At 35.9% G+C, this 16,542-nt stretch carries 15 protein-coding genes; all 15 read left to right on the top strand.

The window, feature by feature from the left end:
• Positions 1-231: 231 nt before the first annotated feature.
• Positions 232-465, top strand: coding sequence for a hypothetical protein (locus V7097_RS16075; protein ID WP_335704646.1), 234 nt, complete (start codon positions 232-234; stop codon positions 463-465).
• A 447-nt stretch (positions 466-912) separates the two neighbouring features.
• Positions 913-1,752: a glycerophosphodiester phosphodiesterase gene (locus tag V7097_RS16070; RefSeq protein ID WP_335704645.1), complete on the top strand. Its 840-nt coding sequence runs from the start codon at positions 913-915 to the stop codon at positions 1,750-1,752.
• 446 nt (positions 1,753-2,198) lie between these two features.
• Positions 2,199-4,814 carry a phosphoenolpyruvate synthase gene (gene ppsA, locus V7097_RS16065; protein ID WP_335704644.1) on the top strand — a complete coding sequence of 872 codons (2,616 nt, stop codon included), beginning with the start codon at positions 2,199-2,201 and terminating at the stop codon, positions 4,812-4,814.
• A 490-nt stretch (positions 4,815-5,304) separates the two neighbouring features.
• The gene (locus tag V7097_RS16060) at positions 5,305-6,411 is read left to right on the top strand and encodes a glycosyl hydrolase family 18 protein (RefSeq protein ID WP_335704643.1); all 1,107 of its coding nucleotides are present in this window, start codon (positions 5,305-5,307) and stop codon (positions 6,409-6,411) included.
• A gap of 4 nt (positions 6,412-6,415) precedes the next feature.
• Positions 6,416-6,643, top strand: coding sequence for a hypothetical protein (locus tag V7097_RS16055; RefSeq protein WP_335704642.1), 228 nt, complete (start codon positions 6,416-6,418; stop codon positions 6,641-6,643).
• On the top strand, positions 6,640-7,341 hold the full coding sequence (locus V7097_RS16050) for an MBL fold metallo-hydrolase (protein ID WP_335704641.1): 702 nt from the start codon (positions 6,640-6,642) through the stop codon (positions 7,339-7,341). Before V7097_RS16055 ends, V7097_RS16050 begins: the two co-directional genes overlap by 4 nt.
• A 321-nt stretch (positions 7,342-7,662) precedes the next feature.
• Positions 7,663-7,980, top strand: coding sequence for a PadR family transcriptional regulator (locus tag V7097_RS16045; protein ID WP_335704640.1), 318 nt, complete (start codon positions 7,663-7,665; stop codon positions 7,978-7,980).
• On the top strand, positions 7,967-8,539 hold the full coding sequence (locus tag V7097_RS16040; RefSeq protein ID WP_335704639.1) for a DUF2812 domain-containing protein: 573 nt from the start codon (positions 7,967-7,969) through the stop codon (positions 8,537-8,539). The genes V7097_RS16045 and V7097_RS16040 overlap by 14 nt, the downstream gene beginning before the upstream one ends.
• 136 nt (positions 8,540-8,675) lie before the next feature.
• Positions 8,676-8,855: a hypothetical protein gene (locus tag V7097_RS16035; protein ID WP_335704638.1), complete on the top strand. Its 180-nt coding sequence runs from the start codon at positions 8,676-8,678 to the stop codon at positions 8,853-8,855.
• 343 nt (positions 8,856-9,198) lie between these two features.
• Entirely contained in the window at positions 9,199-11,004 is a 1,806-nt protein-coding gene (locus V7097_RS16030) for a XylR N-terminal domain-containing protein (protein WP_335704637.1), read from the top strand.
• 204 nt (positions 11,005-11,208) lie between these two features.
• The gene (locus V7097_RS16025; RefSeq protein WP_335704636.1) at positions 11,209-12,765 is read left to right on the top strand and encodes a 4-hydroxyphenylacetate 3-hydroxylase N-terminal domain-containing protein; all 1,557 of its coding nucleotides are present in this window, start codon (positions 11,209-11,211) and stop codon (positions 12,763-12,765) included.
• Between the two features lie 70 nt (positions 12,766-12,835).
• Positions 12,836-13,798, top strand: a complete 963-nt coding sequence (locus V7097_RS16020; protein ID WP_335704635.1) for a catechol 2,3-dioxygenase — start codon at positions 12,836-12,838, stop codon at positions 13,796-13,798.
• Between the two features lie 171 nt (positions 13,799-13,969).
• On the top strand, positions 13,970-14,449 hold the full coding sequence (locus V7097_RS16015) for a flavin reductase family protein (protein ID WP_335704634.1): 480 nt from the start codon (positions 13,970-13,972) through the stop codon (positions 14,447-14,449).
• An 87-nt stretch (positions 14,450-14,536) separates the two neighbouring features.
• Entirely contained in the window at positions 14,537-14,740 is a 204-nt protein-coding gene (locus V7097_RS16010) for a 2-hydroxymuconate tautomerase (protein WP_335704633.1), read from the top strand.
• 29 nt (positions 14,741-14,769) lie between these two features.
• Positions 14,770-16,002 carry an MFS transporter gene (locus V7097_RS16005; RefSeq protein WP_335704632.1) on the top strand — a complete coding sequence of 411 codons (1,233 nt, stop codon included), beginning with the start codon at positions 14,770-14,772 and terminating at the stop codon, positions 16,000-16,002.
• Positions 16,003-16,542 lie beyond the last annotated feature (540 nt).

Raw genomic sequence — 16,542 nt, 5'->3', positions numbered from 1 at the left:
TTATGATAAAGGAAATCGCTTTATGAATTGTTCAGAATGTCGCAGTGCTAGATTCAATAGAAAAAAGTCGTTTGAAGTATTATTAAATAAAGAGAAGCAAACAAGACAATATGTTTAAGAATAATCTGAAATTCATATCCACCGTCTGTAAATATAAATTAGTAAGGTAGTTAGCTTAACAGATATTGGCTGTTCTAGCTATGATTTTCATATAATAAGGAGATGTTTATCTTGACCGTGTTATTTGGAACTGTTGAATATTTCGAAAAAGAAATAGTGAACCAAATGTCTACTGAAAAATTGCAAAATTTGTCTTTAAGTAAAAGTATAGAATTTGCCTATTCATCGGTAAAAAGTGAAATTACGAATGTTTTTATATGTAGTGATATATTTCGGAAAGATTTATTGTTGAATATTGAAAAAGCATATGAACAGGTTAGAGGTTCTATGGTGGGTGTTGATTAAAGGTTTTAGTTGAGCTTTTTGAAGGTGAGTTACCGCACCGAGATGACTTTCTACCTGCGCGGATTTGACGGTCACCCCGGAGATCAGTACGTTTACGACGGGTGGTCCGACGCGCTGACAATATTGTGAAAAAATTTATTTAAGCGGGTGCATTACTTTAAGAAGGATTACTACTTTAGAGGGAAAATCCACACTCACTAGAGATGGGTTTTAGAAATGAACTAGTCATAATGTTTAGTATCACATTATCGAGTGTCGTAAGTAAAATGTAGTAATAGAGTATCCCTATTCTATAAATTAATTTGCAGAATTGTAAAAAAACGTAAGGAAAAAGGTTGAATTTTGTTAACACAATTGTTATCAAGCTATGAACATATCTATATACTAGCTTAACATCCCTTTTCTAGAATATGTTTGAATACATATTTTAGATAGGAGATGGAGAATATGAGCAAAAAATTATTAATCGGTACAGGGATGGCCTTTTCGTTGTTATTAAGCCCATTTGGTCAGGCGTTTGCAGAAGGACCGACAGTAGGCGAAAGAAAACAAGTGGAAAATGTAGCACACCGTGGTGCATCAGGTCATGCTCCTGAAAACACAGTTTCTGGTTATGATTTAGCAGTTGATATGAAAGCCGATTATATTGAAATTGATGTTCAAAGAAGTAAAGATGGTGAATTAGTATTGATTCATGATACAACAGTGGATCGTACAACAAATGGAACAGGAAAAGTAGGAGATTTAACATTTGAACAGTTTAGAAGCCTTAGAAGTCTTGATGCAGGTAGCTGGAAAGGGGAACAATTTGCAGGAGAACAAATCCCAACATTTGAAGAGATTCTTGATCGTTACCGTGGGAAAATTGGAATTTTCATAGAATTAAAGGCTCCGGAGCTATACCCTGGTATTGAAGAACAAGTAGCAGAAGCATTAAAAGAACGAAATCTCGATAAACCGCAAAATGAAAAAATCCTTATTCAATCTTTTAACTTTGAATCCATGAAAAAAATGAACAAGCTTCTTCCTAATGTCCCGATTGGTGTAATAACTTCTAACCGTGCAGATACAACAATGAAAGCTTTACAAGAATTTTCAACATATGCGGATTGGTTTAACCCCCATTATGGAATGGTGACAGATGAATTAGTGAATCAAGTTCACTCTCTTGGTATGCAAATTGGATCTTGGACAGTACGTAGTCAAGAAGTAGCTGACTTTCTATTCGAAATGAAGGTTGACGCAATCGTTACTGATTATCCGGACTATGTAGATCCTGGAAAATAAAATTACTGTAATATAGTTTGACAAAAGGAGTAGTTGCTACTCCTTTTTTTGTATGGATCTTTTCTCCAAGGAATTAGTTTAACGTTTTAAATAATTTTTAATTAATTTTTGGCCGAAAAAAAGGTTATTATCTTTCTTTATAAACAATAATGCAGGTTAATTAAGAACTTGATATCTCATATTATTATAAGGTATGGGAAAATAAACAGATTAAATGGAAAATAGATGTTTTTAACCAAATTCATTGTGGGCTAAAAGTCATATGTGCTTTCGAGTGGTTGTACCGGGGCATCAGCTAACAACTGTGGAATAAGGTTTAGCGATTTTTTGAACTCTTCCTAACTTAATTATAGCAAATTAAATAAGGTCAAAATAGACTGTTTATTCTCATTTACTACTGTTAGAATGCAATAGAACTTTAATGAGATTTCTTGGAGGGATATAAAATGAGTTCCTTTGTTCTTGGTTTGCAGGAAATAGAAAAAACACAGGTTTTGCTCGTTGGTGGAAAAGGGTTGAAATTAGGGGAACTATCGAAGATTCATGGAATACAAGTGCCAGAAGGATTTTGTGTTACAACAGTGGGATATCAAAAAGCAATCGAACAAAACGAAACGTATCATGCTTTGTTGGATCAACTAACATTGCTAAAAGTTGATGATCGAGATCAAATTAGTGAAATCAGCAGGAAGATTCGACAAATCATTATGGAAGTAGAAATTCCTTCCGATGTTTTGAAAGCAGTTACTCACTATCTCTCCCAACTTGGTGATGAACAAGCTTATGCGGTGCGTTCTAGTGCGACTGCTGAAGATTTACCACATGCCTCTTTTGCTGGTCAACAAGACACCTACTTAAATATCATCGGCAAAGAGGCAATTTTGCAGCATATTAGCAAATGTTGGGCTTCCCTATTTACGGATCGTGCGGTAATCTACCGGATGCAAAACAGATTTGACCACAGCCAAGTTTATTTATCGGTTATCGTTCAAAGGATGATTTTCCCACAAGCTTCAGGGATTTTATTTACCGCTGATCCAATTACTTCTAACCGAAAGCTGCTATCAATCGATGCAAGTTATGGACTTGGAGAAGCGCTGGTCTCTGGCTTGGTCTCTGCCGATTGTTATAAAGTTCAGGAAGGGGAAATTGTCGATAAGAGGATAGCAACCAAAAAATTGGCTATCTATGGACGAGAAGAAGGCGGAACAGAAACACAGCAGATCGAACCTGAACAACAAGAGACTCAAACACTTACTGATCAACAAATTTTACAACTAGCACGCATCGGAAGACAGATTGAAGCTTATTTTGGATGCCCGCAGGACATCGAATGGTGTTTGGTTGATGATACAATTTACATTGTCCAGAGTCGACCAATCACAACTTTATACCCCATCCCTGAAGCGAACGATGAAGAAAATCACGTTTTTGTATCTGTAGGACATCAACAAATGATGACCGACCCTTTGAAACCATTGGGAATGTCTTTATTCCAGTTAACATCTTTTGGACCCAGGTTTAAAGCCGGTGGAAGGTTGTTTGTGGATGTCACACATCAACTGGCTTCACCTGACAGCAGAAAAATGTTATTAGATGCCATGGGACAACACGATCCGCTCATGAAAGACGCACTTATAACCATAATAGAGCGAAGAGATTTCATAAAAACGTTAACAAATGATAAGCAAGAACAGAGTTTTGGTAAAAGCAATAAAACTGTGTCGTCTGCGAATTCTCAAGTACAAATCGAAAACGACCCGACAATCGTTTCTGATTTGATTAAGCGCAGTCAAACATCCATAGAGGAGCTTAAACAAAACATCCAAACAAAATCAGGATCAGAATTAATTGATTTTATTCTAGAAGATATCCAGCAATTAAAGAAGATTTTATTTGACCCACAAAGTTCAGCTGTATTTATGGCTGCTATAAATGCTTCATCATGGATCAATGAAAAAATGAACAAGTGGTTAGGTGAAAAAAACGCAGCAGACACGCTTTCTCAATCTGTACCAAACAATATTACTTCGGAAATGGGTTTGGCACTATTGGATGTCGCAGATGTGATTCGTCCTTATCCAGAAGTAATTGATTATTTACAACATGTAAAAGATGATAACTTTTTGGATGAACTGGTTAAGTTTGATGGTGGACAGGAAACCCAAGACGCAATAATAGCTTATCTCAGCAAATACGGAATGCGATGTGCCGGAGAAATCGATATTACTAGAACTCGATGGAGTGAAAAACCAATTACACTTGTCCCCATGATTCTGGGTAACATCAAAAACTTTGAGCCTAATACAAGCAATCGGATTTTTGAGCACGGGCGGCAGGAGGCTTTGAAAAAAGAACAAGAGTTATTAGATCGATTGAAGCAATTACCGGATGGTGAACAAAAGGCAAAAGAAACAAAACGAATGATTGACCTAATCCGAAATTTCATCGGTTATCGGGAATATCCAAAATACGGCATGGTTAATCGCTATTTCGTTTATAAGCAGGCTTTACTGAAAGAAGCCGAACAGCTCGTACAGGCGGGGGTTATCCATGAAAAAGAAGATATATATTATCTCACTTTTGAAGAACTTCGCGAAGTCGTAGGCACAAATAAACTGGACTACCAGATTATCAACAAGCAAAAAGACGATTACAAATTATATGAAAAATTGACTCCCCCGCGTGTGATCACATCTGATGGTGAAATCATTGCAGGTGAGTACAAACGAGAAAATCTTCCAGCCGAAGCAATTGTAGGTCTACCTGTTTCTTCTGGAGTTATAGAGGGAAGAGCACGTGTCATCTTAAACATGGAAGATGCTAATCTAGAAGATGGAGATATATTAGTCACCGCCTTTACTGACCCAAGCTGGACACCATTGTTTGTATCCATAAAAGGCCTAGTCACTGAAGTTGGTGGACTGATGACCCATGGAGCAGTTATCGCACGTGAATATGGCTTACCTGCAGTTGTCGGGGTGGAAAATGCCACCAAAATAATAAAAGATGGACAACGAATTCGCGTGCATGGAACCGAAGGGTATATCAAATTATTGTAATTGCTGAATACGTTCAGATTTAATTTATCAATATGGCCGAATTTCCTAATGTGGAGTCGGCTTTTTTATATAAGTTTATGAATACTATCACTTAAACTAGGTTGCTTAAGTTGGATAAGAATTCGCTTATTGACGACAGAAATTTACTGTCGTTTTTACATTTCTTGACTTTAAAATAGCAAAATATGAAGGGACTTACCATGCGATTAAAATCTATAAATTTATAATAATCCTTTAAAACACAAGAAATTACAGAGCTAATCTGAGCGTTTTTTTATGCCGATTTTAATGTAATTTACAATGTTAATTCGGTTGTAAACCTGTTTGGGTTTGCCTTCTAAATGCTTTTTGTACTTCAAAACCGACCTACTTAAATTAAGTTGTGATGGTCATTTTCCCAAAATCCTTTAAGTGAGGAAAGTCAATTCGTGAATAAGATTCAACTTTTCTTATCAACTTAAGTAATATACAAATTAGAAGAAGGTGTATTATGGCGAAGAATTGTTATCGGTCAATCACCATTATTTCTTTAAGCATGGCTTTATTACTAATGTCATCGTGTAGTCAGTTACAAAGAAAAGAGGAACACAAAAATGATAAAACTCCTCGTGAAGTTTTAGGTTTCTACACAGAACAGGAAGGACCGTTACCAGGGTCTCAGCCTACAGTTGACTCGGAATTCGCCAGTTTAAGCATCATTGCACCTTTTTGGTATAAGCTTGATGATAAACGTCCAGGCAATCTTATAGAATCCGTTACAGCAGATCATAAAAGAAAGGTCATTCAAAGCGCTCATGATAAAAACCTGAAGGTATATATGGTTGTACATAATCTCTTCTATGAAACCGTGGAGAAAGGCAAGCAGGTAGCGAGTAATGTACTTAATAACGATAAAAACCGGAATGTTTTCATTCAGAACCTACGTAATGAAATAACACAGTTTAAATATGACGGTATTAATATCGACATGGAAAATTTGAATTTGACTGACCGAGATTCCTTTAGTCTGCTGATTGAAAAATTGTCTGATGCTCTACATCGTGATGGAAAAGAAGTTACGGTTTCAGTCCCGGCGAACACAGGTGATTCCCGTGCTAATCCCTGGTCACCGTGGTTTGATTACGAAAAACTTGGTCTATATTCTGATGGGTTAATGATCATGACATACGATGAACATAACCCAAGAACACCGCCAGGAGCAACAGCATCAGTCGATTGGACAGAAGCAACGATTCGTTATGCTTTGAATCAGGGCGTACCACCATCAAAAATTTTACTCGGTATCGCAGGTTATGGCTGGGACTGGGATACAGCAGCAAACAAAGCTGTGTATAGTTCCTATGCACAGATCATGGATCAGAAAAAGAAATATAAAGCTGAAGTGATATGGGACTCAAGTTCGCAAACACCTCATTTCAGTTACGTAGATAACGAACAACATAGCCACCAGGTATGGTTTGAGAATAGCCATAGTCTGCGGTTTAAGCTAGACCTTGTAGAGAAATATAACTTACGGGGAATCGGGATTTGGCGACTTGGCTTAGAAGACCCAATGTACTGGACGACCATACCCGAGAAAATAAAAGTAAAAAAGTGATGGAATGGGCATCCCAATCCTGAATATGGGTTCTGAAACAAGGGATGTTTCTGATGGAATAGAGAAGATTGAATTTGAACTAACGAGGGCAAAAATCGAAAATCTAGCTGCCAAAAATTTTTGGCGGCTTTTTCTTTTTCAGCTACGAAGCAGTTTAGCAGTGGAGGAAGGTATTAACAAAAAAATGAGTGAATATAACTTAATAAGAAATGTAATTGGGAGGATAGAATGAAAACATATCTCGAAAAAATAACGAAAAATGTGTACGCTTTTTTATTGTGGGATGAATCCTGGAACTCATATAATAACTGCTACTTATTGCTCGAAAACAATAATATTATCCTTATTGATTCAGGGAAGGAAGAACATTCTCGCTTCCTGTTTTCCTCACTAAAAAGTAAAGGGATTTCCAAGGCTGATATAACTCACTTTATTGCCACACACGCACATAAAGATCATATCGGGGGAATTCAACATTTAGGAGAGATAGAAGGCTTTATTCATAATAAGGATTTAGAATTGATTCCAGAAAATCTTAGAAACAAAATAAAGATGAAGCTCCCAGATAACGGTTCAACTGTAAGTAATATTGAGTGTGTACTCCTTGGACACCATACCAAAGGATCTGTCTCACTATATCATCGTGATAGCAAAGTGTTATTTTGTGGTGATCATATTTGCTTCTTTGCAGAACCTTTGAATGATAATAATGTTGTAGATACAGGTAAATTGGAAAGAGAAAAGATTAAACAATTTGTGTCTGATTGGTCTCAAAACCAGGAAATGAGAAAACAACATAATTTTAGTTTGTTTATCGAAGGTTTAAAGGCAATTAACGAATTTGATGCAGAATATTTGTGTACGGGGCATGGAATAGTTTTAAAAGGTAATATAAATCAATTTATTTCTGAAATACTTAAATTTGAATAGTAAAGAAAGATTTAAAAACTTATCCACACCTTAAGGATAAGGAAAATGTGTTATTCGATGACGACCAGCTAACGAAACTGGTTGAAGATAGATGTTTAACTTGTGTCAACATTCAGTCCATTTAATTGAATAAGACTACACAAAAAGTCGCTTTCCCTTACATAAGGAAAGCGACTTTTTAGTTAATTTTTCCCTTGTAATCAAGCTTTTTACGTTAAGTTCCTTTGACTAATTTTGAAAATGTTGTTGACTATTCAGTTGAACTGTATTAAGTTATTGTTAAGTTGAACTATATAGTCGAACTGAATAGAGGGTGAAGATATGAAACATCAATTATTACCGTTATCTGAAACCATGCATTATATTTTATTAGCTTTGCGTGAGCCACTTCATGGTTATGCTGTGATGCAAAAAATCGAGGAAATGAGTAATGGAACCGTTATTTTAGCAGCTGGTACATTATACGGTGCGATTGAAAACTTGAATAAGCATGGCTGGATTGAACCTGTTGGAGAGTCAGGTCGGAGAAAAGTTTATATGATAACTGCGGAGGGAAGCGCAATCTTGAAGTTGGAACAAAACAGGTTATTGCATATTTTATCCCTGTACAAAGGAAGTGAATCGAATGAAGAAATTTAAGATGTTTTTTGATATTGAAAAAGAGGAGCAATGGCTGAACGAGCAATTACAAAAAGGCTATCGTTGTACAAATATTAGTCGATTAGGAATTTACACTTTCGAAAAAGCCGACAAGAGATATGTGATGCGACTGGATTATCAAGATTATTTATCAAAGAATAAGTTAAAAGATTACAAAGGGATATATGAAGACTTCGGTTGGATTTATATAAATGGCCCCTGGCTTAGTGGAATTCGATATTGGCAAAAAGAAGATGATGGTCAAAATGAAATCTTCTCAGACCGCCAATCAAAGGGTAATTATTATAAAAGATTAATGGGTTATTCATTTTGGTTGGGGTCGATAATGCTGTATTTTGCTTTTGCTTTTATGTTTGACAAGGATTTGGGATTATACCATGAAGGTCTTTGGAGTATGAAAGGTGCATTATTTTGGAAAGCATTTTTATTTGAAACTCCATTTGTCCTTTTGAAGTTGATTCCCACACTTATGGTTGTTTTTTTTAGTAGAAGTTATTATAAGGCTTATCGAAAGTATTCAATGTTAATAGAAAAATAATATTCCAGATGATGGAAGAATAATTGGCTTGGTGAGGCAACACATGGTAATTTAGAACTTCAGAAGTTGAAAAAAGATGTACTTGAAGCATAAATTAAAGATGAACATGTCCGTGTGTTTGTATTAGAAGGGTTTTTTGGAGGCGGATAGCAAATTAATCAGTTCAAATGGAAAAGGTACTGCAGAATTAACCGTGTACGCACTTGATTGCAGCATTTATAAAACGGAGCAAATGATCAATCTTGTTCAATGGATGCATGATTATAACGCTACGGCCAGCGACGATGAGAAAACAAGTGACGAGGCTATAGTTTAAAAAGGGATTAATAATCAAAAGAAATAGCTTGGTCATTACTGAGCTATTTTTACTTATAATCTATTTCGATATTCTGAATATAAAAAAATGCCACTAGAATTTCTTATTGTTATTTCTAAAAGGTTTGGTATAATTATTTCCAATATATCATAAACATTGTCCATATAGTGGAATACATTATTGTAAGCGCTTACTAATTTTTAGTGAAGATAATTGTAAAAAGGAGGGACTTTTCATTATTTCGGTATGAAACAGTTTTAAAATTCAATGACACCTCACCTTGGAAAATAACAGTGTAATCAAAAGTTTATGTTTATTTTCGAACTTAGGGAGTGTGGATATTATGAAAGCACATCATTTATTATTCCAAAATTCAATCGATATTAACCCAAGAATGGGGACAATCAAGCTTAATGATAAAAGGATGGCGTTGATGTCTGTTGAGGCATTAGGTTTATTACGCAGAGATTTGGTCTCTACCTTAAGCATGGAACGTGCAAAGGGTTTTTTACTTCGCTATGGATGGGCATGTGGATACAATGATGCGGAAAGTATCGAGAAAATGTTCAATTGGGAATCCAAAGAGGAGCTGATTCTTGCTGGCCCAGCATTACATACTTTAGAAGGAGTAGTTACGGTAGAGCCAGACATTTTGGAAATTAATAGTGATCAATTTTATATGACTGGCTACTGGAGAAATTCATTTGAAGCTGAGGAGCACATCCGTCATTTTGGATATAGCAAAGAATCGGTATGTTGGATGCTACTTGGCTATGCGAAAGGTTATATAGAAAAAACCTATGGTAAGGAAGTCAGTATATATGAAAAGAACTGTGTTGGAAAAAGAGATCAATCATGTTATTTTGTAATCCAAACAGTTGAGCACTGTGAATCTGAACATCGTGAAATTTTACGTTATTTCAAAGAAGAATCACTTATAACTGAATTAGATAAAATGTATAGTGAAATCAGTAGATTAAATAGTGCCATGCTTCGGTCCGATCAAGTCCAAAAACACCTTACAAATCTATTATTAGAAGGAAATAATCTCTCCACATTAATTGAATATATTAGTGGATTACTTGAGAGAAGTGTCGTTATTGAAAAAGGTAGTATGAACAAGGATCTTGAAACGAAATTTTGTAACCAAACCGATATAGATCGTTATCAAGTATGGAAAAAACGGAATATTCACCAGCCTGAACCAAATATAAAAGTCTATCCTATAACTGTAAACAAAATTCCCCTAGGTAGAATGGTTGTAATAGCCAATGATCCAATTAAAAAAGTAGATGAAATGATAATCGAAAGCTCTTTATCTGTAATCTCTATTCAAATGCACATTGACCGTATGATTGCTCAATCTTTATGGAAGAAAAAAGTAGACTTTTTTGAAGAGGTAATAAAAGAAAAATTCGATTCAGAATCGCTCCTTCAAAAAGCAAGCCATATCTTTGAATTTGACATCAAAATGAATAACCGAATAGTGGTGATCAAGAGTGTCTCAGAAGAAAAAAATGAAGATATTCGTATTTTACTAAATTCTACTTTTCCTACAATTGATACATTCATGAATAAGGGATTCCTCGTGATGATTCTACATCAGGATTTCGAAAATAAAGAACAACTAAGGGATTTTTTAGTTAGCCTTCAAAATCTAATTGAACAGAGTTCCCCTATGATAAAATTCTATATTGGTGTGGGAAGGACATCTAATTCATTAATTGAAATAGGAAAAAGCTATCAAGACGCTTTTCGAATCTGTGATTTCTTAAATCTATCCTTTCCGGGTAGGAATAAAATAGCTTTATATGATGAGCTTGACCATATCATGTTATTTTTAAATGCAATGCATCCGAATGAACTGTTATCCTTTAGCAAAAAAATACTTGGAAGATTAATCGATTGCGACGAAACTAACGAATCAAATTTGATACAGACGTTAAAGGTTTATCTTGATAATAATAGTAATGTAAACCAAACAGCTAAAGAACTAAATTTGTCAATCCCTGGGTTACGCTACAGGTTGGAAAAAATACAGACATTATGTGATGAGGATTTAAAATCAGGAATCGGTTGTTTTCATTGTCAATTGGCTATTCAAATTTATTACAGTTTGATAGTTATTGAAGGAAATTCTAACAACTAAATTTGAAACATATGAGCAGCGGGTTAATACACGTTTTTTTTGCAAACTTTTCTTGGTACTTTAAAATTTGAAAGTAAAATTAGAAATCTCCATCTATTTTTATAATTATATATATTCCATAGATTATATAAGATAGTTTTAGATTGGAACTTCAATGAAATGTAAGCGTTTTAATACTTATCTTATTTTAAAGGAGGGCTTTTTTTGACAGTTGAACAGAAGGTAAGGAAGCCACTGACAGGAGAGGAGTATTTAGAGAGCATAAGGGATGGACGAGAAATTTGGATTCATGGTGAAAGGGTCAAAGACGTTACGACTCATCCAGCGTTTCGAAATGCTGCCCGTTCAATTGCAAGGTTGTATGATGCACTACATGATGAAAAGACTAAATCGGTGTTAACAACTATAACCGATACGGGATCTGGTTCTTACACACATAAATTTTTCCGTGCACCTAGAAGCCCACAAGATTTACTTGAGGATCGGGACGCTATTGCAGAATGGGCAAAATTAACGTACGGACAAATGGGAAGAACACCAGATTATAAGGCTTCGTTTTTAGCAACATTAGGCACACATACAGAATTTTATGCACCATACGAAAATAACGCAAAGTTTTGGTATCAGGAAGCCCAAGAGAGAAATTGGTTTTTCAACCATGCTATTGTTAATCCGCCAATTGATAGAAACAAACCAGTAAGTGAAGCTAGTGATGTTTTTATTAGAGTGGAAGAAGAGACTGATAAAGGTCTCATCATAAGCGGTTCAAAAATGGTAGCTACAGGCTCCGCTTTAACACATTATAATTTTGTAGGGCATTATGGAGTTCCAATCAATAGTGAGGAATTTGCCGTTGTCTTTATTGCTCCTATGGACACCCCTGGAGTAAAACTAATTAGTCGAAGCTCTTACGAAATGACTACAGCTGTTATGGGTAGCCCTTTTGATTATCCTCTAAGTAGTCGATTTGATGAAAATGATGCCGTTCTTGTCTTCGAAAGTGCATTAATCCCTTGGGAAAATATTCTAATCTATAAAAACATAGATAAAGTAAATAACTTTCTCACTATGAGTGGTTTCGCGAACCGATTTACATTCCATGGTGCAACAAGACTTTCTGTAAAGCTTGATTTTATTTCTGGAATTTTACTTAAAGCGCTAAGAACTGCTGGAACCGACACTTTTAGAGGTGTTCAGGCAAGTGCCGGGGAGATTATCGCATGGCGAAATTTATTTTGGAGCATAACAGATTCTATGGCTCTTAACCCTGACCCTGGACCAAGTAATAGTGTCCTGCCACGATTGGAAGGTGGGATGGCTTATCGGGTATTTATGACTGAAGCTTGGCCAAGGATAAAAGGGCTCATTGAACAAATTGTTGGCGGTAACCTAATTGTCCAACCATCTAGTGCCCTTGACTTCAAAAATCCAGAATTAAGACCGATTATTGATAAATTTTATAGAGGATCTTATGGAATGGAGGCGCTTGAAAAAATAAAAATCATCAAGCTATTATGGGATGCAATTGGTACTGAGTATGGTGGAAGACATGAATTATATGAAAGAAACTATGCTGGAAATCATGAAGGGATTAGGTTAGAAACATTGTTCGCTGCAAAAGGAACTGGAAAAGCAGATGAACTTGAAGCATTTGCCCAACAATGTATGGATGATTACGATCTAGATGGTTGGACGAACTCAACTTGGATTAATCCTGACGATGTAAGTTATTTTAAAAGTGATAGTTTTAAATCTTTATAGTTCTATTAACTTATAGAGCATTCGTTTAATTGGATTTTATAAAAAATATTTCTAATCAGGGGGGTTTACAATGTCAAATTTTGATGTTGCACAATTAGCACATATAGAACTATATTCTCCAAAGCCAGAAGAAACGCTTAAGTTTTTTACAGATTATCTTGGATTGCAGATTAGTGCGAGAGAAGGGCAGTCTGTATATCTAAGGGCATATGAAGATTTTTATCATCATACTCTAAAAATTACGGAAGCAAAGGAAGCAGGTATGGCACATGCTGCCTGGAGGGCTAGTTCTGAAGCCGCATTATATCAAAGGGTTCAATCCCTTGAAAAAAGTGGATATGGGAAGGGCTGGATTGAAGGAGACCTCGGCCATGGTGCCGCATATCAATTCCAAACACCGGATGGTCATAATATGGAGATTCTTTGGAATGTTGAGTATTATCAAGCTCCAGATGATCAAAAGACCATGCTTAAGAGTCGCCCACAAAAGAGGCCAAATATCGGGGTTCCAGCAAGACGCTTAGATCATATTAATTTAATGTGTAGCAATGTTACGCAAAATAAACATTTCATGGCAGATGAATTAGGCTTTAAGCTTCGTGAAAATATTATTATGAATGATGGGGCCGAGCTTGGTGCATGGATGAGTGTTAGTCCACTCGTGCATGAAATTGCGCTCATGGGAGACCAAAGTGGTGAAAAAGGAAGGTTCCATCATGTTGCTTATTGGTATGGATACCCTCAACATTTAATGGATCTAGCAGATTTGCTAGTTGAAAATGATATCAAAATTGAGGCTGGCCCTGGAAAGCATGGGATAAGTCAGGCTTACTTTATGTATGTTTTTGAGCCTGGTGGAAACCGTGTTGAGTTATTTGGAGATTCCGGTTACTTAATATTGGATCCAGATTGGAAAACGGTTACGTGGAAAGAGGAAGAATTGGATAAGGGTATCATTTGGTATGGTTCTCCACTCCCACAAGAATATTTCCTTTACGGGACTCCAGATAGACCAACAGTTAAAGTGAAGTGAAGATTTTTCTTTATTACTAAGAAGGTCAAGAAGATGCACAATGTGCAAGCTGTGATGAAGACAGTGTCATTTCATCGACTAGAATAAGAGAGGTAATTTCCATAGGAAAAATGTGTGTCATTATTAAATTGGTAATATAGCAAACCTTACAAAAAAGGGGTGAGTACTGCCATGGATGATCGTACATTTCGAAATGCAATGGGGAATTTTGCAACAGGGGTAACCATTATTACGACTGAAGTAGATGGTATTGTTCACGGTATGACAGCCAATGCGATTATGTCAGTTTCTCTTAATCCTAAACTGATCGTAGTGTCAATTGGCGAGAAGGCACAGATGCTCGAAAAAATTAAAAAAAGTAATAAATATGCGGTAAATATTTTATCTACTGAGCAACAGGAGTTATCGATGATTTTTGCTGGTCAGATAAAAGAAAAAAGGGAAGTAACCTTTAATAGGTTAAATGGTTTACCTGTAATAGAGGGAGCACTTACCCAGATAACTTGTGATGTTGCAAATATCCATGTAGAAGGAGATCACTCCCTTATTATCGGAAAAGTGACAGATATACATTTGGATGAACATGATCCCCTCCTATTCTTTAAAGGTCAATATCAATCACTACAGTCTACTAAAGAAACAATAAACTAATATTTATTTTCATATCGGATGCCCTTTTTTGATATTGGGCATCTGTCTAATTTTTGCTACCTTAAATTGAAGAAAGGAGTTTCAATTATGCCATTTGTACAGATAAATATTCTCGAAGGGCGATCCCCTGAGAAAAAGGAACGATTAATTCGAGAAGTGTCTATGTTAGTAGCTGAAGTATTAGAGTCTCCAGTCGAAAATGTCCGCATTATGATAAATGAAATGCCTCCTGAACATTGGGGGATAGCGGGAGAATCAGTAAAAAAACGAATCGAAAACTCAAGGCAGTAGCCAGAAGTATGGCTGTTGAGGAGGAAATGATGCAAAAATCTAATTGGGGCATACTGTGGGTTGCTTTTATTGCCGGCGTTGTGGCAACTTTCGTTCAATTTTCGATTCCGCCTGTCCTGCCATTGATACAATCTACTTATAATGTTTCATATACAGGCAGTGCATCGTTAATGTCGTTGTTTGCACTGATGACTTTGCTGTCGGCTGTATTTGGTGGGTTTATTGTGCAGCGATTTGGAGTGCGCATAATTGGTCTTTTGGGCCTTGGAATTTTGTTTGGTGGGGTTGTCTGTATATTGTTTGCGGATTCTTTTGCGTTTATATTGTTCTCACGTCTTCTTCAAGGGCTGGGGTTTGGGCTAGTCTCAGTTGCTGCTCCGTCAGCGATTGGACAATTTATCACACCAAAAATGATGAGTATTGCGATGGGAATTTGGTCTACATGGATACCGCTCGGGAGCTTTATCATGTTTTTGTTAGCACCAGTAATCGTCACTAGCTTTCCGATACATGTTTATTGGATTAGTATACTTGTAATCCTTTTTTTAAGTCTTTTTCTATATGGAAAGTTCATTCCGGGCTTGCGTATAGAAAGAATGCTAACAAGCAAAGAAGAAGTTCCCAGACTTCCAAAGGAGGCGATAAAGGAAGAATTGAAAAATCGTCATGTTTGGACTGCGGCGACAGCATTTGCAGGATTTACGTTTATGTTATTTTCTTTTAATACTTGGATTTCGACTTATTTAGTAGAAACCTCATCCATGTCACTAATTGATGCAGCTATCATTCCAAGTATAATCGCTATCATTATGGTGGCGAGTAATTTGTATGCTGGCTTTTTGTTAAAGAAGTTTAACCATCATCTCATTTTGTTTTTCTTACCTCCGCTTTTAATGGCCCTTTTATGGCCAATGTTTCTACTAAATTCAATAGAGTGGTACTATATTAATGCAGTAATTTTGGGGCTGGTTGGGGGATTTCTTCCCACAATCGTATTTGCTTCAGCTCCACTGTTAGCCACAAGAAAAGAAACGATCGGAATCGCAATGTCCATTGTGATTATCGGTGAAAATACGGGAATCCTAATTGGCCCAGAAATATTTGGCTTTGTTCGTGAAATTACAGGTCAATATATCATACCGTTCTGGATTTTACTTGTGGTAGGAATAGTAACAGCCATCGCAACAATATATTTACATAGATCATGGGACAAAGCAGTAAAGATTGAACAAACAAAAACTCAAGACAATATTGTAATGTGAGTATTGGGTTATCAAAATGAATACTTATAGAAGTTTTGAAGTTTATAATGGGAAATCCAAATCACACTTTTAGAGTTTGCTTTAAATATAGAGAGTAGAATCGAGTAGAATCACCCATTGACTTCGTTTTTCGCAAAGATCATCAAAGATGGTCTTTATTTTTTGGGCATATTTTGGGATAATATGTTTATATTAGACTGTAAAGTTCCTAGGAGGATAGTCATGATTCCGCTTGTTTTTTTGCATAAAATCATTTTATCCAAAAAACAAATCACATAAAAAACAACTTTTAAAATATGTAGATTTAAGAAGGATTTTTGTTTTTTTTGTCGAATTTATTATACGCTTACAGTTTGGTTATGTTTTTTTAATATAAAACTTTAATTCTTTATTCAACAAAGCAAATCAGTTGAAGAAGGAGAAATAAAGCGTGTATCGGTGGCAGACTGTTGAGTATAGCCTTGGGTGCCAAATAATAAAAGGGGGTGGTTATCCAAAAAGGTAGATTTGAAGTACACAACTAGTTAACTTAAAAATTAG

This window comes from Bacillus sp. JJ1562, from assembly GCF_036962705.1.
Taxonomy (GTDB): domain Bacteria; phylum Bacillota; class Bacilli; order Bacillales; family Bacillaceae_L; genus Ferdinandcohnia.
Note: the sequence above shows the minus strand (reverse complement) of the source record. Positions and strands in the feature narration are given on the sequence as shown.

What these genes read in the sequence shown, in the direction of transcription:
- V7097_RS16070 (WP_335704645.1), top strand. Translation starts at nt 913, where the DNA reads ATGAGCAAAAAATTATTAATCGGTACAGGGATGGCCTTTTCGTTGTTA.
- ppsA (WP_335704644.1), top strand. Translation starts at nt 2,199, where the DNA reads ATGAGTTCCTTTGTTCTTGGTTTGCAGGAAATAGAAAAAACACAGGTT.
- V7097_RS16060 (WP_335704643.1), top strand. Translation starts at nt 5,305, where the DNA reads ATGGCGAAGAATTGTTATCGGTCAATCACCATTATTTCTTTAAGCATG.
- V7097_RS16055 (WP_335704642.1), top strand. Translation starts at nt 6,416, where the DNA reads ATGGGCATCCCAATCCTGAATATGGGTTCTGAAACAAGGGATGTTTCT.
- V7097_RS16050 (WP_335704641.1), top strand. Translation starts at nt 6,640, where the DNA reads ATGAAAACATATCTCGAAAAAATAACGAAAAATGTGTACGCTTTTTTA.
- V7097_RS16045 (WP_335704640.1), top strand. Translation starts at nt 7,663, where the DNA reads ATGAAACATCAATTATTACCGTTATCTGAAACCATGCATTATATTTTA.
- V7097_RS16040 (WP_335704639.1), top strand. Translation starts at nt 7,967, where the DNA reads ATGAAGAAATTTAAGATGTTTTTTGATATTGAAAAAGAGGAGCAATGG.
- V7097_RS16030 (WP_335704637.1), top strand. Translation starts at nt 9,199, where the DNA reads ATGAAAGCACATCATTTATTATTCCAAAATTCAATCGATATTAACCCA.
- V7097_RS16020 (WP_335704635.1), top strand. Translation starts at nt 12,836, where the DNA reads ATGTCAAATTTTGATGTTGCACAATTAGCACATATAGAACTATATTCT.
- V7097_RS16015 (WP_335704634.1), top strand. Translation starts at nt 13,970, where the DNA reads ATGGATGATCGTACATTTCGAAATGCAATGGGGAATTTTGCAACAGGG.
- V7097_RS16010 (WP_335704633.1), top strand. Translation starts at nt 14,537, where the DNA reads ATGCCATTTGTACAGATAAATATTCTCGAAGGGCGATCCCCTGAGAAA.
- V7097_RS16005 (WP_335704632.1), top strand. Translation starts at nt 14,770, where the DNA reads ATGCAAAAATCTAATTGGGGCATACTGTGGGTTGCTTTTATTGCCGGC.